This is a genomic window from Flectobacillus roseus, from assembly GCF_030056595.1.
Classification (GTDB): Bacteria; Bacteroidota; Bacteroidia; order Cytophagales; family Spirosomataceae; genus Flectobacillus; species Flectobacillus roseus.
In genome coordinates, this window is sequence record NZ_JASHIF010000002.1 from 383,008 (window position 1) to 404,241 (window position 21,234).

Here is a 21,234-nt window from a genome sequence, read left to right on the forward strand (position 1 = left end):
GCTCACACCGATCAAAAACCGCTCAGGCAAAAGTCCACTCTAAATTGATAGCAAAATGAAATTTCAATCTCAAAACACCTTGATTGTAGCAATACTCTCCGTGCTGGCGATCACAGCTTTTTCTCAGAAAGAATCCCCACCAGTAAGATACAGACACATTCTACCCTATCAACAGATACAACATGGAATATCTCTAATAGAAATTGATAGTTGCGAATACATTCTTGTAGTGATTAACTACAACATTCAACTTACGCACAAAGCCAATTGCAAAAACAAAGCTCACAAGCTTCTCTAACAATGAAAAGAATCAAAGAACACCTAGAAGTCGAACTGCTGGCAGAAACAGTCGCAAACGTATTTACCGCATTTTTAGTCATCATCTTTTTAATCCTATCAAAATGAAGCAATTCTCAACAATGACCCTTCGTGGGTTGGACAACGATGAAAACGCAGACTTGGTCGAAATCATGAACCAAGTTATGCAGAAAGAAAATATCAAAACTGGTCAATCTGTATTTGAGTTTATCTTACGAGATTACAGAGAGAAAACAGAAGAGTTACAAGGGCTTAGACAAACCTACAACGCTCACCGACACAAGTCTAACAAAGAAATAGAAGAATTACAGACTGAGAATAAAAAGCTCAAACAAGCCATTAAGGGATTTTGTCAATTTATAGAGGTTGCTAACCAACTGGACACCTGAAATTTATGTACACCTTAGACAATTTTGCTATGATTTCCTAGCTATATTTGTTTAACTAAAATGACTTCCGACATGGCGACTAAAACTATTCAAACACCTGATACTAGAAGCACTAAAATTAGATATAAAGGCATTTTAGAGCCTCACGAACTAATGACTCCTGAAGAGCGTAAAAAGTTTGTTGAGAAAAACAGAGCCCAAGTGATTATCAAAAAATCTTAGCATGAAAACAGAAATTTGATAAAATGGTATTATTAGGTTTTTAGGTTTACTAAATTAATAAGTATTAAAAATGATAAAACCACCTTCCTTACTCAATTTCAAGCAGATTGGGAGATGGTTTTATTTGATTTAGACAATGTGTGCTTATACTAGCAGATATCTATCGTGGTTCAGACAAAAATATTCCATAATTATTGTTCCTCGATTAATAACTTTTCTAGGAAGTTATTTGCACTAAACCCACCAATCTTACTTCTATATAACTTAGCTGTTTCAATATTTTCAATTTCGAACTTCCTGTTTTTACTCATTGTTAAATATTCATCTTCTTTATCTATTCCAACAAACCTTCTATTTAACAAATTTGCTGCGATACCTGTGGTAGAGCTACCCGTAAATGGATCGAGTATTAATGCATTAGGTTTTGTTGATGCTAGTATCAACCTTACCAAAACTGATAACGGCTTCTGAGTTGGATGCTTTCCACAAGATTTTTCCCAAGGAGCAATTGCTGGAAACCTCCAGACATCTTTCATTTGCTTATCCTCATTTAATTCTTTCATTAAGTCATAATTGAAATAATGAGGAACCTTTGCTTTCTTACGTGCCCAAATTATTTGTTCCGTAGAATGTGTAAAAAAACGACAAGAAAAATTAGGTGGCGGATTTGTTTTTTCCCAAGTTATAACATTAAGTATTTTAAAATCCAACTCTGTTAAAATTTGGCCTAATGAAAAAATATTGTGCATGGTACCGCTTATCCAAATCGTAGCATCATCCTTCATTTTATCTCTTACTAATGATAGCCACGATTTATTAAAGGTATTAATAAAATCAAATCCTTCTGATTTATCCCAATCTCCCTTGTTTACACTTGTAATTTCCCCGTTTTTAATAGTTAATCCATCGTTTGATAAAAAGTATGGAGGATCAGCAAATACCATATCAAACTTAAGCTCTAAATCATTCAAAACATTTCTTACATCACCTTTAATAAGGTTAAAGTATTCATCATTTGAAGTAAAGAAATGTTCATTCAAAAGCCGTTTTTTTTCATTATCATATCTAGTTCTGTCCATCTTTTTCCTTTACTAAAGTTAGCTGCATACTCAACAGTTTGCCTTTCAATTAATAATTGATACATTCCTAATCGCTTAATCCTTTTTCCGAGTCGAGTGTATTGTTTATTTTCTTCAGCAACCATACCGGCATATATAACAGTAAACCATAGTTCGACCAAAACCTTATCATCCTCATGATATTGGTCTACAATCTCATCAATAAGAGATAATAAATGATTATCTAAATCACTACTAGTGTTTTCATAGATGCTAACAAAGTCAACATACACACTGTTATTAGCATAGCTTTCTGTTATTTGACTAAAATATTTAAAATAGTCAATATCTCGCGGAGCAACTCTTCGTCCATCAGGGTGTACTATATATACACACCAGTCGTCAATTCTTCCAGAGTCAAAAATTATTTTCTTATTATCTCTTAATTCTTTTACAAGCATATCGAACATTAAAATAACACAACCCCTTCACTTAAAATTTTCTCAATGAATTTTTCAAGAGTATATAAATTATATAAACTCGGAATTAGATTATATGCCTCTTCCAATTTATTCTTGGCAGAGAGCCATCCTTGTCCATCTGTTATCCAAACGAATTCATATTCATGATACTGATTGATTTTAGGTGCTACATCAGAATAAGCTCTTGCAACCTCATTAAGTTTTGATCCACCTCCATTGTAAAAGTTAGTTTCAATCAAATATGTTTTCAAATTTGTTTTAATCACAAAATCAAACCTCTTTACATCTGCACCTAGGCTAACTATCTCAGTAAAAACTGTATGGTTAACTTCCTTTTTATAGAAAATACCTGCTTTGTCAAATAGTAACGAGACTGCTTTTGACATATTTTCACCACCACGATTTTTGCGAGCATTAGTATCTAGTCCCACCTCAATTCCGAATACATAGTCAACAAGATTAGTAACATCTTTATTGATAAAAACATCTTCTAAACCTGTTTCTTTTATATATGTATAAATTAACTCTGGAGTAGAAAAATAGGAATCAATCAGTACTATTTCACCTTTATTGTTGAAGGTTTTTGTTTTTTTGCTTCTTCTGACAGCAATGAGTATATCTAATACTTCAAATACTTTAGGATTTTCGTCAAATAGCTCAAATACAGCTTCTTTCAAATTAGATTTACCGATGAGATAATTTAATTGATTAAGCTTAATAGAGATTTTATTTACGTTACTCTTTATTTTTTTAAAGTCTGTAAAGTAATCAAGCGTAGCATTTGTTTCTGATAGTTGTGATAAGAACTTATTAAATTGCTCTGACATGGTCTTTGTTTTTTATATGATTTGTTATCAATAGTTCAGTAAGTTTTCCACGTTTTTCAGCCTTAGAGTTTATCATTCTCTTAGCTTCCACTCTTTGAATTTGATAATCTGAGTATAGGTTATCAAAAAAGTCTCCAAATTCGAGGCTATCCCTTACATCTGAATTACTTAGAATCCAAGTATGTCCTAGAAGTTCGAGTTTATTACAGAAATCTCTTAATCTAATTTGTTCTTTATCATTGAACTCATCCTTTGCATAAGAATTAAAGCTAGATGTGGTGGTAAGTGGTTTATACGGAGGATCGAAATAGAATATACTGTTCTCTGTAGTATGCTCTAGCGTTTTTTCAAAGTCTCCACTTAATATTTCAACTTTTTGTAGTGCTTCACTTACAGATAGAATATTACTTTTGTCACAAATTGTAGGTTTCTTATATGCACCCATAGGTACATTATATTCATTTTTACTATTTACTCGGTATAAGCCATTAAAGCAGGTTCGATTAATGAATATAAATAAGGCTGCTTGCTCTATCGATTCTGCATTTCTAGTATTAAATACTGTCCTTTTCTCATAATAGTAAAGCTTTTTTTTGTCCTCATCACCCTCTAAACTATGAAACTCATTTTGTAATACTTCGAGGTTTGAAATTAAATTTGCTGGATAAGAGGCAATTACTTTATAAGTATTGATTAAATCTATGTTAATATCATTTATTACAGCCTTTTCCAAGGACGGAAAATTATTGAGCATCCAAAAGAGTACTGCTCCACTTCCCACAAAAGGTTCAATGTATGTAAAGTTTGTTTGGTTTAAGTTATTTGGTAAACAATACCCAATATCATTTATTAATTGTGTTTTTCCTCCTGCCCATTTTAAAAATGGTTTTGCAATTTTTATTTCTCCCATATTATTGTTCATTCATTTACACTATTTCAAAATTACTTGAATATTTTTGAAATAGTACCTACAGTAGGAATAATCCCTTTGTCAAATTAGAATTTCGAATTCAATATAGGTTTGAAGAACGCATTAAACTTTAGTCCTTAATTCAGCTCTTTACCTAGTACTAAAACAAGCAAATTGTTTTAATAACTATTCCCTTCAAGTCATAACTATAAGAAAAGCAAACGCCCACCAATTCACAATTGGTGGGCGTTCTCATTTATCAGTAATATTTAGAAGAGAGCTTTGTTTTACGACATTGATACGTTCCAAGCTTTGGCACAATCTGCGAAGGTGACGTATGCACAACCTGTTGCCTTTTTTACTTGTCTGATTTTCTTTGCCGAATATTCCTTTGTCCAGCCCATCAATTGAGCGATGCTTGCAGAATTAACTATTGTAGAAGCTCCCATAATAAATCCAATGTTTTTGTTTTAGGTTTTCATACAAATTTACTAAAAATCACTTGTGCAAAAAAGAGATAAAAACGGATATATACGGACAAAATCGAATGTGCTCGCATGAAAACATCATGTTTTCGTCAATAGCCTACTAATTTCATGATGAAAACACCGATGAAAACAAACGAAAACATCGGTCTTGATTCATGAAAACATTGAAAACATGGCTGAAAACATTGCACGTACCGTCCAGATTGGAGCGAGAGTAAGACCTGAAATTGCTGACTGGCTCAGAAGCTCTCAAAACACTAGTGATTTCCTTAACGAGATTCTTGAAAAGACTTTTGCTGGCAATATCCCTAAGCATGAAAACACTGTTTTCATACACCTCACACCTGAGCAGCTTCGGGAATTAGATACACTGCTCGAAGAAAATCCTGAGCTGAAAACTTATGAAAACATTCTTCAATCTGCCTTAGCTCACTATGTTTTCAATGGTCTAACGTTTGGCTTAAACGAAAACGATGATCGAATACTCACACCTGAACGAGAAGTTGAAATCCGCGCACAGTTCCAAACCTTGTTGGATGAAAACATCAATCCTCTAAAGGATGAAATCATTCAATTGAAACTTGAAAACAAGCGATTGCAGGACGAAAACAATGTTTTCAGAAATCATGAAAACATCAGCGCTGAGCCTGAAAACATTGAAAACAACCCTGTTTTCATTCAGCTTAAAAGTGAAAACATTGCTTTACAGAATGAAAACAAACGCCTGATGGACGAAAACAATGTTTTCAAGAACCATGAAAACATCACCACTGAGTTTGAAAACATTGAAAACAACTCTGTTTTCATTCAGCTTCAAAGTGAAAACATTGCTTTACAGGATGAAAACAAACGGCTGCTGGACGAAAACAATGTTTTCAAGAACCCTGAAAACATCACCACTGAGCCTGAAAACATTGAAAACAACCCTGTTTTCATTCGACTACAAAACGAAAACAAAGCGCTTCAACTTGAAAACATCCGTTTACGTGATGAAAACAACGAAAACACCATGCTGGATAAGTTCAAGGCTTTTAAACTGGCAAACGATGCAGGTCTCAATAACCTGATTGCTGAGGCAGTTCGATTCTCTGAGCAGAAAGCTTTTGTTCGTATCGGAGCGGGTGTATGGAAGAAACACTATACCAAGGGCTTTGAAGAAATCTCTCAACCATGAAACAAATACTCGCTACACTCACCCTAGACACCCACGGACAAATTGTAAGCTATCAGAGTCACGGAGAAATGACACTTGAAGAATTTCAAGCATTTTCAGAAGAAGCTCTATCATTACTGGCCAAGAAAAAAACTTATGATGCTGCCGTTATCAACAACGAACTCAAACTCGATATGATTGGAAAATACATGACCGCAATGGGTTGCTTTCGAGCCGATGGAGCGATTGATTTTGAACCCGCTTTTCGTCCTGTTTTCGAAAAATTGATTATCGAATGGGAAGAACGAAAAACCTTGATGGGAAAAGTCAAAGCCCAACTAAAGGCAGGTAAAAAGAAAGTAGCATCCTTCTTTGTTAACCTTGGCATCAAGTACGCTGGTAAGGGTCTAGCAAAGGGAGTCCAATACGTAAAAAAGTAGCACCATGAAATTCTCAGAAAGACTAAAATTAATATCAGAGGGTGTGGAAATGGGCAACTCCATCCTCACAGGGATGAGTTCACCACCTGAACGAGTGGAAGAGCCACCAGCTCCCAAACTAGTGGAAGGATTATTTGACAATCCCTTCAAGCCTCAAACCGTAGCTCAACAGGTCGTCACACCTCATTATGTACCCAGCTACGACCAAGTAATTTTGGAAGGGAATGCAGAACTGGAAACAGAACTAATTTTCTCCTACGTAAAAACGGGTACAGGCGTGCTACGAAATATTGTGGCAGAGATGTCGACCGAAAATGGCGATGAAAAACTGGTCGAAGATTTTGAGGCGAACCTTATTCCATTGAGTGACGAAGTCAAAGCAGCCCAGAAGCGAGTGGAGCAAAAGAAGAAAATCCAACAGGACGAAGGGCTCGAAGATACTGAATCTATCCGAAAGTTTGTCAAGCTGGTTATTCTGGAAGATTTGAAGAAAAAGGCACGTGAAGGCAGATATAGACTCCCAAGTAAAACCGCCATGATTTACGATTTAGTGGTGCTCATGGGTTCAAACATCATTGCTCATCATCCACAGGCACTTTCAAACTTCACCATAAAAGTAGTCAAGAAAATCAAAGCCAAAATCACCTAGATATGAATCCCAAAGGAAACGTTTGGGGCTTCTTTGGTACTCGAAATACAGGAAAGACCTACGAAGCCTTACAACTCTCACTTGATTTTCGAGTCGGAGCCTTCAAAAATAACCCCAAAAGAATCATTGTCTTTGACCATTCGAATAATTCCAGTTACAAGGAAATCACCAAGGTGGTATCGTTTGAGGATTTGGAAAGACCCATGCCTAAAAATGCAGTGGTAAAGCTTCAATCGGACGACTACGACAAGTTTTCGTACTACTGTAGCAACTATGTCAAAAATGCGGTGGTCATCTATGACGATGCAGGCTCATTCTTTGGTTCAGGTGCAATGACAAAAGCTCAAAAGCAGCTTTTGAAAACCCCGAAAAACAACGGCTTAGAGCTGCTACTTCAATTTCACTATTTCGGAGGTACAGAGGTTTCTCCTGACCTTTTGAAAATGATGAATATGTTGGTCTTGAAAGAAACAAGTGATGATTTCAATGGTCTACCTACAAAGGTTCAACCGAGAAAAGAGATTGCCTATTTGATGTATGACATTGCTGTTCAAAATACGGAGCTTCCTGAAAACAAGAAATGGACAACGAGATACTTCGACAAAGAGGAATATCGTGTAGGCGTGCGTAACACCGAACAAGTGGAATGGATAGATGGGAAAAAGTACTTTCCTTTTGCACAACAGAAACTAGAATTTAACCCCAAATAGCACCTATGTTAGATTTTGAAGATGAATCAGAAAATGCCAACTACGGATTAATTGTGAAGTTGTTTTTGCTCATTTGCGCCATTGTTGGAATGGTGATTCTTGGCATGAGCCTATTGATGCGAAAAAGGACTGAAAAGAACCTTGCAGATAATGCCACGGTAGTTGAAGAACCTACAGAAAGCCAGAATACCACAATAATGCCCATCAAACTGGATAAATCAGAATTGAATGAGGTAGTAAGTGAGCATTTTGAGTTGGAAGAACCAGAGTCTACTATCGGTTTCCAGCAAGCTAATGACGAATCAACCCTGCTACGACAACAGTTTGAGGATACCATCAAGATTGATTCTGTGATTTTGTATGAGTTAGTTCAAAAACACTTTAGCAAGCCATTCAAGGCACTTCACAACCACGAAGTAACTGAGTTGGTACAAATTATCAATCAAGATAAGAAAATCTACGAGAGCCTAGATATTGACTCACAGTTCGCAATTCTCAACTTGAAAACCTTAGAAAACAATGACCCTTCGTGACACCTTAGACCTAGTATTCCTATGCGTAATTTTCTTTGTTGGGTTTCAAACCCATCGCAAAAAAGTCAAGCAACAAAAGCTTCAGCTAGAGACAGAGGTACGTAGCTTTAGAAACATGGTGATGATGCAAACCACCTTTTTGAAGTTCCAATACTGTCTGGCTATCCAAGCAAAAAGAGAAGTATTACCACCACTCGACTATTTTAGAGAGCTGCCAGATTTTCACACCATGCTCAAAAGAAACGAAACTCCAGAACTGGAACAGTATTTCTCAGAGCAAGAAATCAAAGACTTTTTACAACCTCTTTAAACCATGTTTACACTAAACCTATTACTCATTCTTTTGGTGGTCTTTTGTCTAGGAGCAATAGTAAGAATCCTGATTCAGAGAAAAGACCGCTATAAACAAACCTCCAACGCTCAAACTATGCTAGCACCACAAATGCAAGACACCATGCAAGTCTATTGCGACAAGCAGCAATTAAACCTTAATCCAGAATTACAACTAGGTAGAGGAATCACCAGAAAAGAAGTCAAAGAATTACCTATTGGCTTCACACCGATTTTGAAAAAATAACCCCTAAAATAAAATGGCAAAAACGAAAATTGATTTATCTGTAGACTTCAAAGGACTTGATGGTAAGCCTCTTGAAGGAGGAAGTATTGGCAAAGCCCTTGCTGAAAGAATTGCTCAATCGAATACTAAGGATAGTCCCAAATTGATGCTGATTGCATTTGACCTCTATTCTGACAAACCCATTGAACTTGACAGTGTAGACTTAGCATTGCTACGAAAATTCGTAGAAGATGATGCTGCTATGACGAATTTGTTCAAATACAGAATCCTAGAAAAACTAAAATAATGAAAATCTATCCACCTTCAACACTAACCGATATTTGCAAAGAGCTAAATATTACCACAGGACAAGGCAAAAACCTTAGAGCTGATGTGAAGTATCTTCTTTCGTGTTTGAAGGTGGATGCTCACAAAGAGAAATTAAAGTCTTTGGGTTTTGACCCTGACAACCCTGCTTTACGAAGGAAACTGCCTTATCCTGCTATAAACTATATTTATAATGAAGTTTTCAAATTGACAATCTAATAAAATTTCACTTACTTAACAGTGATGAAAAATTAAGGAATCTTCACAAATCTCGAATACAGCAAATTAAAAGTATTTATTAAATTCATGCTAAAATGACTAATCAATTCTTGAAGCTTAATTACATAAAAATAAATCTGTTATTCTTTTGTTTGTATGTAGCTTGCAACTTTATATTTTCTTGTCAAGTTGATTGTAAAGGAAGCAATGCTTTAACTCTTGAAAGAGAGTTTCATATCGTGGTTCAGAAAAATGAAAGTGTTGGCAATGCCCTGATAGTAGATGGATATGATTACGTCAAGCAGAAAAAAGACCATATTCACTTAACTAGTGCATTCTTCAATTCGATAACTCCGTATTTGAACATTAGTGATACAGTTTATAAAAACAAAGGAGAGTTCCTTTACAAGATTCATAAAAAAGACTCTATCATTGTAACAAAATTCTATTGTGATACTCTTACAAAGGCTCCCAGTGATTTTACACTTCGAATATTTAATCGTACTGGGGAAGAAATTTACTTCAAAGACTTTACAGACAATAAGCATAATTAGGATTTTGTAAGGGTTACTTAAATCCTAATTACCTCTAAACTACCTCCATATTACCACCGACCATCCTTATTCCTATCAGTACATTTGTTCTACATGACAAATGATAGATTAAAATCAAGTACTTTGAAAACAAGCTCAATTTTTAAGACACCCGCCAAACACGACCGTATCATCCATGAAAACCCCAACGTACAACAACTAGCTGGCCTAATTGCTAATCAATACATACCTCAAGCCAAGTCACAAACCAAAGCTTTTGCCAAAAGATTTAACTCTCAATCGCACCAAGATTCTGTAAAAGCTCTGTATGACTTTTGTAGAAAAGAGTTCAAATACCAATACGACGGCTATCCTGACTCAGCGGAAATCATTCGTTTGCCTAACGCCTCATGGGCTGACAGACATACAGGAATAGACTGTGAAGATTTTGTGATTCTGTTAGGTGGAACACTACTAAATTTAGGGATTCCTTTTAAAGTGCGTTTAGCCACGTATACTTCACAGGGTACATCCCATATTTATCTGGTTGTTTTGCTGGATAAACCTCTTATCCTTGACCCATGCAATCCCGTTTTCAACGCAGAGGAAGTTGGTATTTTTACTGATTTTGAGGCAACTCAAACTATACAGAGTATAGGCAAATTGGTTATTGACCATTCGCTTCAATATGTACAAGCCATTGAGAAAAGACTCAAAGAAGGTCAAAGGGATAGTAAAACCACTTCCCAAAAACTAGCAAGTCAATTTGGTATTACCAACCAATCAGAGGTCAAAGAACTTACTGAATTAGCCATTGTTCGCACGGCAAGGGAATATGCGCATACCAGTTCTAGCGTTTTAGAGCGCTACTTGAGCATTGTTAATCTCTACAAAAACCAAGTTCGACTCAATCATCGTACCTCTGAGAGTATCATGCTCCAACAGTATTCTACTCCAGCTCCCATCGCCTTTTTGATGGGGATTTGGTGTGGGATTGATGACCCAAACAAACAAGGTTTTGAACCAAGTGCAGGAAACGGTCTTCTAACCATTGCCGCAGAGCCTAGACAGTTTATCGTTAATGAAATCTCTGAGCTAAGATATAAGAATCTACTGACCCAAGGCTTTAAGTTAGTAACGAAGAATGATGCCTCTTTAAAGATGCCTGATTATCAACGTAGCTTTGATGCCGTTATCTCTAACCCTCCCTTTGGATTGCTTCCACAACGAGTAAATGTAGGTCCTATCAGAGTTCATAAACTCGACCATTTGATGGCACTCTATGCCTTGGAAACCATGAAACCAGCAGGTAAAGCAGCTTTTATCCTTGGTGGACATACCCATTACAATGCTCAGGGATTGATTGTTGGTCGAAATCGTGGGAATCATGCCGTGGGCGACCGCTTCTTTTTTAACTACCTGCACCACCACTATAACGTTGTTGATGTAATTAGTATCGATGGAGAGCTTTACGCTCGCCAAGGAACACAATTTGATGTGCGTGTGGTCTTAGTCGATGGTGTCAAAAAAGAACCTTCGGGTTTTGCCCCAATGGCAGAAGAAGTCAATCAAACCGTGGTCGATACTTTCGAAGCGCTTTATGAAAGATTTATGACTACTTATCAGAAAGGAGTAAGAAAACCTACGGAATTAATCAAAATCAAACTACGATTACTCAAGCTCAAAGCACAGGCATTAGCCATTTGATAGCAAAAAAATACAAGAGCTTTAGTGATCAGCTCCTGATATCTACAAACCCTTATTGATTTTGATAGCAAAATCCGCTTTTCTCCTGGTCTTTTTCCAGCTGCAGAAGCTCATTTTGCTATCAAAATAAACACCTCTACCATGATTAAATTGTTTAAATCCAAAAAGAAGAAAGTGGAAGGATTAGGCGAAATGTATCGTCCCGCTTCCAAAATGAAGTCTCTATCCGTTGAAACCCCCGATTCTATGTTTTTTGAAGGACAAATTGCCCTTTCAAAACTCAAAGAATATCTTCGAAACGTATACGGTGACGAAATGACGGTTGATGAATACGTCAAGATGCACCTACGCTACAAATCACTTGATGAACTCTCGAATGCAATGGCCGCCGAGCAGGTTGATTCGGTCGCATTGGCTATCTATCAGGTCGAAAAAGGCAAAGGAATCATTATCGCCCACCAAACAGGCATTGGAAAAGGTCGTATCAATGCGGCCATGATTCGTTATGCTTATCACAAAGGCAAAAAGCCCATTGTTATCACAGAAAAGCCCTCTCTGTTTACAGACCTTTACCGTGACCTTATCGGGGTGGGTATGGAAGATGGTTCTCAAAAACTAGAAATCGCCATTGGTCAAGTCGAGCAGAAAATCAAATATGATACATGGGATGAATTGAGCGAAGAAGAGAAAAGCAACTACGAAAACAATCCCGAAAACTATGAAGCTTTTAAAGAACAGAACCCGACCAAAAGCGTGTTTAAATACAAACGAAACACGGCGGATTATGATTTGTCAAAGGGTAAACACATTAGACCCTTTATTGTCAATACGAGGGATGCCGATTCTCATATCAAGGATGATTTAGGCAATATTATTTACAAAGCTCCTGAAAAACTAGAACAAGATGGCATCATCGATTCAGGTGTTTTACCCGATGAGTATGACTTTATCTTAGCAACCTATTCACAAGTAGCCACAGGCAATAAAATTATCTGGAATGGGGGTAAAAAGAACGTTATCAAGGGTAAAAAGGCTAAATTCCTGTACGAACAGGCAAAAGGCAATATCTTGATTTTGGATGAATCGCACAATGCTTCAGGAGGAAGTTCTTCTACGGGTATCATCATGCGAGAAATTGTCCGTGAATCCAAAGGTACGATTTTCCTTTCTGCCACATTTGCCAAACGTAGTGAAAACATGGCTTTGTATGGTCTCAAAACTGACCTTAGTGAAGCCAATATGTCCTCCGAGCAAATGGCTAATGCTGTAGAAATGGGTGGTGTCGCATTGCAAGAAATCATCTCAGCCAACTTGGTAAGTGAAGGGCAGCTCATTCGACACGAAAGAGGTATGGCTAATACAGGCGCTATTGTTAACTGGATTGTGCTAGATAAAACCGCTACCAGTTTTGGTATGAAAGACTATTCTACCTTGCACCGAAAGATTTGTGACAACATCACAGACATCATGCAAATGATTGTAGCCTTCCAGAGAAACTATGTCAAGGGCACAGTAGAAAACATGAATCAAACCTTGCGTGATGAACAAGGTGAAGTGGCGTTGGCTAGCGGAACGGCTGATTTAGGAGTGCGCAACGCTCCATACTTTTCTAAAGTTTTCCAAATCGTATCACAAATGCTACTGGCTATCAAAGCTGATGCAGTGGCGGATAGAGCCATTCAACGACTTAGAGAGGGCAAAAAGCCTGTGATTGCCTTTGCCAATACGATGGAAGCTTTTGTCAAGGAACTTGATATTGATTCTACAGGCAAGGTAAATACCGACTTCTCACAAGTATTAACCAGAGGTTTAGAAGGCGTCCTTAGAATCCAAATCAATGACGGATGGGGCAAAAGACATTTTGAGAAAATCGAACTTGATACCTTAGGAAGTAATGCCGTTTTTGAATACAATTATATCTTGAGTAGAATCAAAACCATTCAAACGGGTGTGATGATTTCACCGATTGATTATGTCAAACAACGCATTGAAGCTGAGGGCTACAAAGTTGGTGAGGTAACAGGTCGTAATTTGGAGGTTATCTATGAATACCTACCCAAAGGATTAGGGAGAATGAGTGCTGTTGTCACGACAGGTCGAGTTCAAACTAGGCGCAAAGAGAATGCGGCTGATACCTTCCAGAAGTTTCAGGACAATCAAATTGACTGCTTGATGATTAACCAAAGTGGTTCAACAGGAAAGTCCGCTCATGCCATTCCTACTAAGAAAGTACCAGCTTCTGAGGTAAAACAAAGAGTGATGATTGTCTGGCAACCTGAGCTCGATATTAACACCGAGATTCAAAAACGTGGACGTATCAACCGAACGGGTCAAATCTCGCCACCGATTTATGACTATCTCAGTTCTGATATTCCCGCAGAAAAGCGATTAGTAATGATGCTCAAATCAAAGCTAAAATCTTTGGATGCGAATACGACCTCTTCGCAAAAGACTTCGAAAGACCTGATTCAATCTGAGGACTTTTTGAATAAGTATGGAGATATCGTGATGAAAACCCTGATTGAGGATGATAAGAATGAAGATTTAGAAAAGAGTTATTACACTCGCTTAGACCTTCAACGCTATTTCTATGATACCCAACATGGTGATGAAGATGCAGAACAGACGAATGCGAAGTCCGAAAAGTATATCGAAAATTTAGCCAAAAGCGTGTCTGGTCGAGTAGCCTTACTCAATACCAAGGAACAAGAAAAGTTCTATGCTGATATGGTCAAAAAGTATCAAGCCTTCGTAGAGCTAAAGATTGCCTTGGATGAATATGACCTTGAAGTCGAAACGATGGACTTAAAGGCAGCTAGTATCGAAGTACCCAATATCGCAGTACTAGGCAAAAGCTTTACGGATTCGCCCTTTTCGGGACCTACCTATGTGGGCTTGTATGAAATTAACAACTTACGAAAACCCTACACGGTCACGACGCTCCAAGAAGAGCTAAAAAAGCGAGAAAAGGTACAAAAGGATGGTATCAAAGAGTTAGTCTTGAATTTATTGGAACAACAAACCCAGTCGAGAATCACCAGAGCACAAACAGACTATGAGAAAGACAAAGAAATGACGATTTCATGGTTTGAAGCACTTAAAAATAAGACCGAGGAACAGCAGCAAAAGCTACAAACCAAGCTTCAGGAACTCGTCGAAGAACGCGAGGAAGCCATTGCCTATCATAGTTCAGGGAAAGAAGGGAACAAACGAGCCTATGCAGAACTACTTGACTTTTTCAAACTAGGAAGGCTTTTGTATGTCCCACAATCCGACAATAGCTACGTCACAGGGGTATGTTTGGGTATAAAGCCATACGAAGATGGTCAAATACAATTAAACAGCTTTGAAATTGACATAGCCGTTTCCAATGGCGTTAAAAAGCAAACCTTTGGCATCACAGGCAATGATTTTGGCAAGCTCTCAGGAATTATGAGTCAATCGAAGTTTTTGTCCAATGATAATGTGTTGGAACAATGGCAAAGAGCCATTACTTCTCAGTCTAAAGACCGTGTTTCAGCTTTGATTGTTACAGGCAATATCCTTCAAGCCTATACCAACGATAAGTTTGCTAAAGGACGTTTGATTGATTTCACCATGCAAGATGGCAGTGTCAAGAAAGGATTATTACTTCCTAATTCATATCTGAGGGAATCTAATTGGAAAAGCAATACTGCCAATGTCATTGCACCACTAACGGTAGCAGTACCCATCATTCGAAGTAAAGGTCAGGTGTCAACTAGTATTGGAACAACCTTTTTCAGACAGAATGGCAAGTTTAGAATGATTACCGCTCTATCTAAAAGCAAGGGAGGCGATGTTTACACCGATGCAGAACTACTCAAATACGTAGATGGTGGCAACTTCAATTCAGTATCAAGCACGATGGTGGGTATTGTCGATGATTCAAACTTAGAAGCAGTCTGTAGGATTTTGACCGAGCGATTTGGAGCTTCTGTCACTCTGAGTGCTACCGACTTTAAAATGATTCAAGATTCGGTGAACGCTCAGGTACAACAACAGAGTGCTAGCGAAGCCTCTGACAAACAGAAATCCATGCGCCTGATTAAAATCAAGCTTCAATTACTCAAACTCAAAGCACAAGCCTTAAACTTAAACTAAACCTAATCAACCATGAAAATTACCGTTAGCAATTACGCTTCAAAACGTTCAGAGCTTTTAGAAAACTCAAACAAGAAATTAGTAGAAATCGTAGAGGGACTTACCACCGATACCGTAGAGGTCTACGGACTTGACCCAGAAATTGACGAGTCCATTGATGTGATTTTGGAACAAATCAATAAAGCGCTCGATGCTCAAGCCAAACCTAAGGAGGAACCCGAAAAGCCCAGTCCCAAAGAAGTAAAGAAAATATCAAAAGCAAAGTCCCTACTAGGTATCTCCAAAGACAATAAAGAGAAGGGAAAAGCCTTTGCCAAGTCAAAGCAAAAAAAAGTAGCTCCCAAACCTGCATCAACAAGTAGACCAGCCTCAATTAAAAAGCTCTTCAAAGGCACGCTAGATGAAGGCGATATCGTAAAGGATCAGGAGTTAGATAAAACACTCAAAGTTAAAAGCGTTAATGGGAACAAATTTGAAGGCGTACTTATAGTCGATGATACCAGAGAAGCCGTAGTGATAAAGCCCATACAAAAAGTAAAAGCCAAAGAGGTTCATCTTAAAAGTCCTTTTGAAGAAGGGCAATTGGTGAAAAGAGGTAAACTACTATTTCTCGTAACCAATGCAAAATCAAACACTGTTTCATTAGAGGAAATTGATGGAAAGATGCTCAAGAATCAATCCATTGAAGGCTTTAAAGCTGCCCCAATCGCTTTGCTGGACGAAAGAATTAGTAAAACCAAGGCCAGTATTCGTGAACTTGAAAAGAAGATAGAAACTGAATCAGAGGCTCTAAGAAAGCTTTATAAAATCAGCTCAACCACCTTGCAAGAAATCAGAGGAATGGGACGTCTAGGAACAGATGCAGAAACCAAGTTCAAGGAGGCTCAAGCACTCACGTATCAGAAAATGGTACTGACCTCCATTCACAAAAAGGATAGGCGAGCCTTGAAGCTTATCGCTAAAAAGTCCAATATCGAATGGGAGTCCTTAGGTAAAATGCCTAAACGCAAGAAGTTCTTAGGACTGTTTTAGGCTCAACTTGTGTGGTAGTAGGCACGAATACTCCTTACTACCACCATATTACCACCAAAGCCTTAAAAAGCCATAGTAACTTTGTAGCTGCAAACAAGGAAAAATCAACCTAGCAACAAAACCTATTTATCATGTCAAACATTATTGATTTAAACCCTAGTCAGGAAAGTACACCTCCCTCTAAGAGCGTGAAGTACAACCTCAAAAACGGTGACAAAGATGTAAAAGTCTGCCTTATGCCTGGTCTTCGCTTAGGCAATGTTTTGAATGGTCGCTACGTAACCGATGGGACGTTCAAAGCAGTCGATAACGATACCGAAATCACGGCAACACCTGAAGAGGGTATTCTCTTAGACCACGTACAGGATTTTGATTACGTGTATCCACCAACCATTGAAAGTATTCGTGTGAAGGTAAAGTCTGAATTGAACCAGCTCGCTCAAATGAGCCAAAAATTAGAAGTAAACACTACTTCTCGAAAAGGTATAGCTACCTCACGTGTGATTGAAGCTAAACACGAAGGTGGTGATTACTTTATCTATCATGTCAACGAGCAGATCACTTTAGACAAGCATATCATCTTACCGCTTTTAGCTTCTATTTCGGTAGACATTGAAGTAAACTATGCTGAGTAAGAGTTAATCCTCTTTGTTTCGTTTCAGGTTCTCATATTATCTCTATTCAACATGAATTTCGCAAAACAGTATCAAAATGGTGATATTATCGCTAGTGTCAACTACAACGATGGTATCACCAGAAACATCAAAATCTTTCGGCATTTGGGTTTAACCTTTGCCTGTATTGAAGCCAGTAATGCGCCTGACAAGCTGATTCCAGTAGGAAAAGAGTACTTTGTTCATGCTACCATTGTCCCAAAATTGAGTATTCTCAATGGGTTTAACTCAGAACACACATCCTTGTTAGCTTCGGATGCAGACTTGGTGGCAGTGGGTCTTAAAACAGGTACAACACCCATGCAGTACACCCAACAAAACTTAGTGGATTTTCCAACGGAAGGTTATGTTGAGCCAGCACCAGTAACCATCGAAAATGAGTTAGTTATTAGATTGATGGCTTACTCGAAAAAGCTTCAGAACATTCTTGATGCTCGCAAAATCCCCTACGAGGGCTTTAATTAAACCCAATCAATTTCAATTTTCCTTTAAACTCCAAACCTCTTAACTCAAGAAAATGGCATCTATTATCAATATCCATGCACATGGTGCAATCAAACAAGGTGACGTAATTTTCGCATTCAAATTCGGCGAATCAGGTACGTGGACTTTAGCGCTTTGTGAAATCAACTCACAAAAAGTCCTTTTTGCCAAACATAGCAGCGGTGGCAACTTTGAACCAATGTACCTATCTAAGCTGGAAGGTTCGGGTTGGTTCAATGAAACTGGTATCGCAGAGTATGCCAAAGCCTTGAAACCTTTTGCCTTGCCAGAAACGCAAACCGTAGGAATGGCTTATGTGACAGCCGACAAGGAAATCGGTTTGTATGCAGATGGTAAAGGCGCCATTGCCAATACGCCGTTTGTCGCAAAAGACGCTACTGACGTCATCAAAGAAGTCTTGGGTGGTTCAAGCGTAAGCGCATCTACCGAAGGTTCTCCAGAGGCAGCCACTCCATTCTATAAAAAGCCGCTTAACTACGTGTTGGCTGGTTTAGCCGCTTTGGCTGCCTACTTCGCTTGGAAGTCTTTTAGCAACGAAGACTAAGATAATCATGCTAGACAGCCTATGTTGATAGGCTGTCTGGTCTTAAATCAAACACAATGGCAATTGATATCAAAAATGTCCGTATAGGAATGTCCGTTAAGGCAACCTCCCCTAAATACGGTTACGTCAAGTTGTATGATACTGCCGATTGGGATGAAGATAATCCAAGCAAGATTGACTTTGGTGGTGTTATTGGTAAGATGAACAATGGGCTTCAATTGGGAATTATCCAAGATGTCTATGAGGATACTAAACTAGCTTTAGTGCAGTTGTACAAACCTATTTTGTATATGCTAAAATATCGTACCAACGCCATTGTTCCTTTGTCTGACCTTACCACTATTTCAACACCAACCGTCGTTTCTGGAACGAAGAACTACTATTGTACAGGTGATAGTGTCAGAATCAGAACGGGAGCTTCCTTAACCTCAGCCATTAAATCAGCCGTTAATAAAGGTAATTTGATTGGTCAGTCCGATGGAAAAAGTGTCAATGGCTTTTTGAAGTTCAACTTGGCAATGGGTGGTGTGGGATATGTAGCTGTCCAATATTGCTCGACGGTCAAACCTGTCACTTCACAACCTGTGAAAAAGACGGTTACCCAAACAGACCCAACCACAGGAAAAACCAAGGAAGTTGTAGTGACCCAAGTAAACACAGGCGAAGGCTATACAGTCAAGGAAGTCATCATCAAAGGCGCAATCGGTGCAGTAGCAGGCTTTTTAGCGATTAAACTAATCGGAAAACTCTTTAAACTCAAAGGTGATTAATGAAAGCACTAAGCCTAGCATGGGGAACTTTCCTCAAGGTGGTCAACAAGCTCACCTCTTCGAGTGTATTCTGGTACGCGGTCTTTGGTGCGGCTGCCTTTTATGCCTACAAGCGATTGACAACGCCCAAAGAGGAAACATTTCTGGAACTCCCACTTCCTAATTCAGGCTCAGGGCTTCCCAAAGACTGGAATCCTAACCCTCTGGTAGAAGAATTCCATGCCTACTTTGACTCATGGTTTGGCAATAGCGATGATTTGAGAGATGCCTATATCAAAGCTCTTTCATTGACTAATGACCAATTCCATCTCCTTGTTCAGACCTATAATGCCAAATACGGCAAAAAGGATGCTGCAACCCTTTGGACTAGAGTCACAAGCTGGAAGAAGATTCTCTTTTCATGGAATGGCGACCAGCAAGCTCGAATGGAACAGCGTATGATTGCCCTAAAACTTAACTACTAATGAATAACCAAAGTGGATTATTAGGCAATTTAGGTACAGCCAATATCAATGTACAATTTGATGTGCCTAGTGCCTTAAAACTTGGAGCTACTGCCCTAGGGGCTGGTACGCTTCTGATTCTTATCTCAATCTTTTTGAAAAAGTGGATTAACAACTAATATATGCTACCCTTTGAATGGCTCACATACCGAAACCCTTACGGCTATATCTCCAAAGTTCGAGAAGTAGCTCAAAGACTCAAAATCAAGCCTGAATGGCTGATGATGGTCATTTGGGTGGAAAGTAAGCACAGCTCGCAAGCAGAAAATAAGCTCTCAGAAGCATTCGGCTTGATTCAATGTTTGCCAAGTACGCTAAGACGTTTGGGCTATTCATTAGGGCAAGTCAGGGGTAAGTTTGGAGAATGGCAATTAGAACACCTAGTGTATCCTTATCTCAAACCCTATATCGGGAAGATGAACTCAGCCTATGATGTGTATCTAGCTATTTTCCATCCCGCTGCCCTTGGTAAAGGTGATGGCTATGTTATTGCTTACGAGCGTGAAAAAGCCTACCAATACAATAAAGTACTAGATACGGTTTATGGTGATAGAGACGGCAAACTGGAAGTGTTAGATGTAAAATTCTTCTTTAAAAAGTCTGTCCAAAATGCCGTAAAACTCCACAAGAAACTACCTGAATACAAAGACAAAATTCCGTTTGGTTATGAGCTTAGTTTATATTGAAAAAATACCCTCAAACCTTCGGACAGCCTTTGAGAATACGGTTAAGGCGATTTGTTCAGACCTAGGTATCAAAAATCCTGATTGGCTCATGATTGTCATGTGGGCAGAATCAAGGCTCAATCCACAGGCTCGAAACCCTAAAGGGACGGCTACGGGATTGATTCAGTTTTTGGAAAGTACTGCCAAAGACCTAGGGACAAGCACCGCAGCACTTTACAAGATGAACCACGTGCAGCAGCTACCTTATGTGAGAGAATACCTCAAACGAAGAATCAAGGAAAGAGGTGTGCCTAAAGACGCTTATCAGCTCTATTTTCTGGTACATTTTCCCATCGCATTCGGTAAAGCTGACAATGCGGTGCTCTACCGAAGAGGTACAACAGCTTATGATAGCAACCCACTTGATTACAATGCAGATGGCGTGGTGACAGTGGCAGAAGTGAAACTATTCCTAAACAAAGCCTTGCCAGTCGGCTACGACAAAACAAATCTAACGACAGGGTCGATTAGTTCCCAAACTGGCAGGGCTTTGTTGTGGATCATAGGGATTAGCTTCTTTGTGGCAACAGGCTACTTTATTGTGCGTCCTGATTCATGGCAAGCAGTCAAAGCGCTCATCAAGGATTTTTTCAAACAAACCATCAAGGTTTTCAAATGAACTTAAACGTTTTTAGAAACATATACTATACCGATTCCGATATGCTCTTAGAAATACCAGTCATGGGCTTTATCATTCATGACTTTTCAGATTTGGCACAAGCAGGCTTCTTTCTTTTATCCGCCATTTATGTGTATTGGAAAATCAAGAATGAGAAGCTCAAGCATGAGAACATGAAATCTGGAAAGGTAGTAGAGGACAATGAGGACGATAACTAACA

28 protein-coding genes are annotated in these 21,234 nt (G+C 38.5%); 23 read left to right on the forward strand and 5 right to left on the reverse strand.

Going from position 1 to position 21,234, the window contains the following annotated elements:
* The first annotated feature begins 401 nt into the window (after window positions 1-401).
* Both QM524_RS01675 and QM524_RS01680 read left to right on the forward strand, forming a co-directional pair.
* Complete coding sequence (locus QM524_RS01675; RefSeq protein ID WP_283343192.1) at window positions 402-707, forward strand: hypothetical protein; 306 nt, start codon at window positions 402-404, stop codon at window positions 705-707.
* 72 nt (window positions 708-779) lie between these two features.
* Entirely contained in the window at window positions 780-929 is a 150-nt protein-coding gene (locus QM524_RS01680) for a hypothetical protein (protein ID WP_283343193.1), read from the forward strand.
* A gap of 191 nt (window positions 930-1,120) precedes the next feature.
* On the opposite strand, the gene QM524_RS01685 is transcribed toward QM524_RS01680, so the two are convergent.
* The 5 genes from QM524_RS01685 to QM524_RS01705 all read right to left on the reverse strand — a co-directional run bounded on the left by QM524_RS01685 (window position 1,121) and on the right by QM524_RS01705 (window position 4,655).
* Window positions 1,121-2,008, reverse strand: a complete 888-nt coding sequence (locus tag QM524_RS01685) for a DNA-methyltransferase (RefSeq protein ID WP_283343194.1) — start codon at window positions 2,006-2,008, stop codon at window positions 1,121-1,123.
* A complete protein-coding gene (locus tag QM524_RS01690; protein ID WP_283343195.1) occupies window positions 1,966-2,448 on the reverse strand; it encodes a DUF7004 family protein in 483 nt (160 codons plus the stop codon). The genes QM524_RS01685 and QM524_RS01690 overlap by 43 nt, the downstream gene beginning before the upstream one ends.
* An 8-nt stretch (window positions 2,449-2,456) precedes the next feature.
* Entirely contained in the window at window positions 2,457-3,296 is an 840-nt protein-coding gene (locus tag QM524_RS01695; protein WP_283343196.1) for a type II restriction endonuclease, read from the reverse strand.
* Window positions 3,280-4,218, reverse strand: coding sequence for a DNA adenine methylase (locus QM524_RS01700; protein ID WP_283343197.1), 939 nt, complete (start codon window positions 4,216-4,218; stop codon window positions 3,280-3,282). The genes QM524_RS01695 and QM524_RS01700 overlap by 17 nt, the downstream gene beginning before the upstream one ends.
* 275 nt (window positions 4,219-4,493) lie before the next feature.
* Window positions 4,494-4,655 (reverse strand): hypothetical protein, encoded by a 162-nt coding sequence (locus tag QM524_RS01705; RefSeq protein WP_166553764.1) that lies wholly within the window; start codon window positions 4,653-4,655, stop codon window positions 4,494-4,496.
* Between the two features lie 211 nt (window positions 4,656-4,866).
* On the opposite strand from QM524_RS01705, the gene QM524_RS01710 reads away from it, so the two are divergent.
* The 21 genes from QM524_RS01710 (at window position 4,867) to QM524_RS01810 (ending at window position 21,232) form a co-directional block, all read left to right on the forward strand.
* Window positions 4,867-5,868 (forward strand): hypothetical protein, encoded by a 1,002-nt coding sequence (locus QM524_RS01710; protein WP_283343198.1) that lies wholly within the window; start codon window positions 4,867-4,869, stop codon window positions 5,866-5,868.
* Window positions 5,865-6,287 carry a hypothetical protein gene (locus QM524_RS01715; protein WP_283343199.1) on the forward strand — a complete coding sequence of 141 codons (423 nt, stop codon included), beginning with the start codon at window positions 5,865-5,867 and terminating at the stop codon, window positions 6,285-6,287. The genes QM524_RS01710 and QM524_RS01715 overlap by 4 nt, the downstream gene beginning before the upstream one ends.
* 4 nt (window positions 6,288-6,291) lie before the next feature.
* The gene (locus QM524_RS01720) at window positions 6,292-6,936 is read left to right on the forward strand and encodes a hypothetical protein (RefSeq protein WP_283343200.1); all 645 of its coding nucleotides are present in this window, start codon (window positions 6,292-6,294) and stop codon (window positions 6,934-6,936) included.
* A 2-nt stretch (window positions 6,937-6,938) separates the two neighbouring features.
* Window positions 6,939-7,646, forward strand: a complete 708-nt coding sequence (locus tag QM524_RS01725; protein WP_283343201.1) for a hypothetical protein — start codon at window positions 6,939-6,941, stop codon at window positions 7,644-7,646.
* A 5-nt stretch (window positions 7,647-7,651) separates the two neighbouring features.
* Window positions 7,652-8,179, forward strand: coding sequence for a hypothetical protein (locus QM524_RS01730; RefSeq protein ID WP_283343202.1), 528 nt, complete (start codon window positions 7,652-7,654; stop codon window positions 8,177-8,179).
* Window positions 8,166-8,489: a hypothetical protein gene (locus tag QM524_RS01735; RefSeq protein WP_166580407.1), complete on the forward strand. Its 324-nt coding sequence runs from the start codon at window positions 8,166-8,168 to the stop codon at window positions 8,487-8,489. The genes QM524_RS01730 and QM524_RS01735 overlap by 14 nt, the downstream gene beginning before the upstream one ends.
* 3 nt (window positions 8,490-8,492) lie before the next feature.
* Window positions 8,493-8,756 (forward strand): hypothetical protein, encoded by a 264-nt coding sequence (locus QM524_RS01740; RefSeq protein WP_283343203.1) that lies wholly within the window; start codon window positions 8,493-8,495, stop codon window positions 8,754-8,756.
* A gap of 13 nt (window positions 8,757-8,769) precedes the next feature.
* The gene (locus QM524_RS01745) at window positions 8,770-9,042 is read left to right on the forward strand and encodes a hypothetical protein (protein ID WP_095167633.1); all 273 of its coding nucleotides are present in this window, start codon (window positions 8,770-8,772) and stop codon (window positions 9,040-9,042) included.
* Window positions 9,042-9,281 carry a hypothetical protein gene (locus tag QM524_RS01750; RefSeq protein WP_283343204.1) on the forward strand — a complete coding sequence of 80 codons (240 nt, stop codon included), beginning with the start codon at window positions 9,042-9,044 and terminating at the stop codon, window positions 9,279-9,281. The genes QM524_RS01745 and QM524_RS01750 overlap by 1 nt, the downstream gene beginning before the upstream one ends.
* Window positions 9,282-9,958: 677 nt before the next feature.
* Window positions 9,959-11,521, forward strand: a complete 1,563-nt coding sequence (locus QM524_RS01755; protein ID WP_283343205.1) for a hypothetical protein — start codon at window positions 9,959-9,961, stop codon at window positions 11,519-11,521.
* A 141-nt stretch (window positions 11,522-11,662) separates the two neighbouring features.
* The gene (locus tag QM524_RS01760; protein ID WP_283343206.1) at window positions 11,663-15,643 is read left to right on the forward strand and encodes a strawberry notch C-terminal domain-containing protein; all 3,981 of its coding nucleotides are present in this window, start codon (window positions 11,663-11,665) and stop codon (window positions 15,641-15,643) included.
* A gap of 12 nt (window positions 15,644-15,655) precedes the next feature.
* A complete protein-coding gene (locus QM524_RS01765) occupies window positions 15,656-16,675 on the forward strand; it encodes a hypothetical protein (protein WP_283343207.1) in 1,020 nt (339 codons plus the stop codon).
* A 131-nt stretch (window positions 16,676-16,806) separates the two neighbouring features.
* A complete protein-coding gene (locus tag QM524_RS01770) occupies window positions 16,807-17,310 on the forward strand; it encodes a hypothetical protein (protein WP_283343208.1) in 504 nt (167 codons plus the stop codon).
* A gap of 51 nt (window positions 17,311-17,361) precedes the next feature.
* Window positions 17,362-17,814, forward strand: a complete 453-nt coding sequence (locus QM524_RS01775) for a hypothetical protein (RefSeq protein WP_095160517.1) — start codon at window positions 17,362-17,364, stop codon at window positions 17,812-17,814.
* A 52-nt stretch (window positions 17,815-17,866) separates the two neighbouring features.
* Window positions 17,867-18,397 carry a hypothetical protein gene (locus QM524_RS01780; protein ID WP_283343209.1) on the forward strand — a complete coding sequence of 177 codons (531 nt, stop codon included), beginning with the start codon at window positions 17,867-17,869 and terminating at the stop codon, window positions 18,395-18,397.
* A 56-nt stretch (window positions 18,398-18,453) separates the two neighbouring features.
* A complete protein-coding gene (locus QM524_RS01785; RefSeq protein WP_283343210.1) occupies window positions 18,454-19,167 on the forward strand; it encodes an SH3 domain-containing protein in 714 nt (237 codons plus the stop codon).
* The gene (locus QM524_RS01790; RefSeq protein WP_095167611.1) at window positions 19,167-19,631 is read left to right on the forward strand and encodes a hypothetical protein; all 465 of its coding nucleotides are present in this window, start codon (window positions 19,167-19,169) and stop codon (window positions 19,629-19,631) included. Before QM524_RS01785 ends, QM524_RS01790 begins: the two co-directional genes overlap by 1 nt.
* Window positions 19,631-19,789: a hypothetical protein gene (locus tag QM524_RS01795; RefSeq protein ID WP_166554115.1), complete on the forward strand. Its 159-nt coding sequence runs from the start codon at window positions 19,631-19,633 to the stop codon at window positions 19,787-19,789. Before QM524_RS01790 ends, QM524_RS01795 begins: the two co-directional genes overlap by 1 nt.
* 3 nt (window positions 19,790-19,792) lie before the next feature.
* Window positions 19,793-20,356: a transglycosylase SLT domain-containing protein gene (locus QM524_RS01800; protein ID WP_095160513.1), complete on the forward strand. Its 564-nt coding sequence runs from the start codon at window positions 19,793-19,795 to the stop codon at window positions 20,354-20,356.
* Window positions 20,337-21,014, forward strand: a complete 678-nt coding sequence (locus tag QM524_RS01805) for a transglycosylase SLT domain-containing protein (RefSeq protein ID WP_283343211.1) — start codon at window positions 20,337-20,339, stop codon at window positions 21,012-21,014. The genes QM524_RS01800 and QM524_RS01805 overlap by 20 nt, the downstream gene beginning before the upstream one ends.
* The gene (locus QM524_RS01810) at window positions 21,011-21,232 is read left to right on the forward strand and encodes a hypothetical protein (protein WP_095160511.1); all 222 of its coding nucleotides are present in this window, start codon (window positions 21,011-21,013) and stop codon (window positions 21,230-21,232) included. Before QM524_RS01805 ends, QM524_RS01810 begins: the two co-directional genes overlap by 4 nt.
* Window positions 21,233-21,234 lie beyond the last annotated feature (2 nt).

Coding starts and splice junctions, on each gene's coding strand:
- QM524_RS01745 (WP_095167633.1), top strand. CDS start 8,770: ATGGCAAAAACGAAAATTGATTTATCTGTAGACTTCAAAGGACTTGAT.
- QM524_RS01790 (WP_095167611.1), top strand. CDS start 19,167: ATGAAAGCACTAAGCCTAGCATGGGGAACTTTCCTCAAGGTGGTCAAC.
- QM524_RS01770 (WP_283343208.1), top strand. CDS start 16,807: ATGTCAAACATTATTGATTTAAACCCTAGTCAGGAAAGTACACCTCCC.
- QM524_RS01695 (WP_283343196.1), bottom strand. CDS start 3,296: ATGTCAGAGCAATTTAATAAGTTCTTATCACAACTATCAGAAACAAAT.
- QM524_RS01805 (WP_283343211.1), top strand. CDS start 20,337: ATGAGCTTAGTTTATATTGAAAAAATACCCTCAAACCTTCGGACAGCC.
- QM524_RS01795 (WP_166554115.1), top strand. CDS start 19,631: ATGAATAACCAAAGTGGATTATTAGGCAATTTAGGTACAGCCAATATC.
- QM524_RS01680 (WP_283343193.1), top strand. CDS start 780: ATGGCGACTAAAACTATTCAAACACCTGATACTAGAAGCACTAAAATT.
- QM524_RS01730 (WP_283343202.1), top strand. CDS start 7,652: ATGTTAGATTTTGAAGATGAATCAGAAAATGCCAACTACGGATTAATT.
- QM524_RS01700 (WP_283343197.1), bottom strand. CDS start 4,218: ATGAACAATAATATGGGAGAAATAAAAATTGCAAAACCATTTTTAAAA.
- QM524_RS01710 (WP_283343198.1), top strand. CDS start 4,867: ATGGCTGAAAACATTGCACGTACCGTCCAGATTGGAGCGAGAGTAAGA.
- QM524_RS01720 (WP_283343200.1), top strand. CDS start 6,292: ATGAAATTCTCAGAAAGACTAAAATTAATATCAGAGGGTGTGGAAATG.
- QM524_RS01690 (WP_283343195.1), bottom strand. CDS start 2,448: ATGCTTGTAAAAGAATTAAGAGATAATAAGAAAATAATTTTTGACTCT.
- QM524_RS01760 (WP_283343206.1), top strand. CDS start 11,663: ATGATTAAATTGTTTAAATCCAAAAAGAAGAAAGTGGAAGGATTAGGC.
- QM524_RS01725 (WP_283343201.1), top strand. CDS start 6,939: ATGAATCCCAAAGGAAACGTTTGGGGCTTCTTTGGTACTCGAAATACA.
- QM524_RS01775 (WP_095160517.1), top strand. CDS start 17,362: ATGAATTTCGCAAAACAGTATCAAAATGGTGATATTATCGCTAGTGTC.
- QM524_RS01750 (WP_283343204.1), top strand. CDS start 9,042: ATGAAAATCTATCCACCTTCAACACTAACCGATATTTGCAAAGAGCTA.
- QM524_RS01675 (WP_283343192.1), top strand. CDS start 402: ATGAAGCAATTCTCAACAATGACCCTTCGTGGGTTGGACAACGATGAA.
- QM524_RS01810 (WP_095160511.1), top strand. CDS start 21,011: ATGAACTTAAACGTTTTTAGAAACATATACTATACCGATTCCGATATG.
- QM524_RS01780 (WP_283343209.1), top strand. CDS start 17,867: ATGGCATCTATTATCAATATCCATGCACATGGTGCAATCAAACAAGGT.
- QM524_RS01715 (WP_283343199.1), top strand. CDS start 5,865: ATGAAACAAATACTCGCTACACTCACCCTAGACACCCACGGACAAATT.
- QM524_RS01735 (WP_166580407.1), top strand. CDS start 8,166: ATGACCCTTCGTGACACCTTAGACCTAGTATTCCTATGCGTAATTTTC.
- QM524_RS01800 (WP_095160513.1), top strand. CDS start 19,793: ATGCTACCCTTTGAATGGCTCACATACCGAAACCCTTACGGCTATATC.
- QM524_RS01685 (WP_283343194.1), bottom strand. CDS start 2,008: ATGGACAGAACTAGATATGATAATGAAAAAAAACGGCTTTTGAATGAA.
- QM524_RS01740 (WP_283343203.1), top strand. CDS start 8,493: ATGTTTACACTAAACCTATTACTCATTCTTTTGGTGGTCTTTTGTCTA.
- QM524_RS01765 (WP_283343207.1), top strand. CDS start 15,656: ATGAAAATTACCGTTAGCAATTACGCTTCAAAACGTTCAGAGCTTTTA.
- QM524_RS01705 (WP_166553764.1), bottom strand. CDS start 4,655: ATGGGAGCTTCTACAATAGTTAATTCTGCAAGCATCGCTCAATTGATG.
- QM524_RS01785 (WP_283343210.1), top strand. CDS start 18,454: ATGGCAATTGATATCAAAAATGTCCGTATAGGAATGTCCGTTAAGGCA.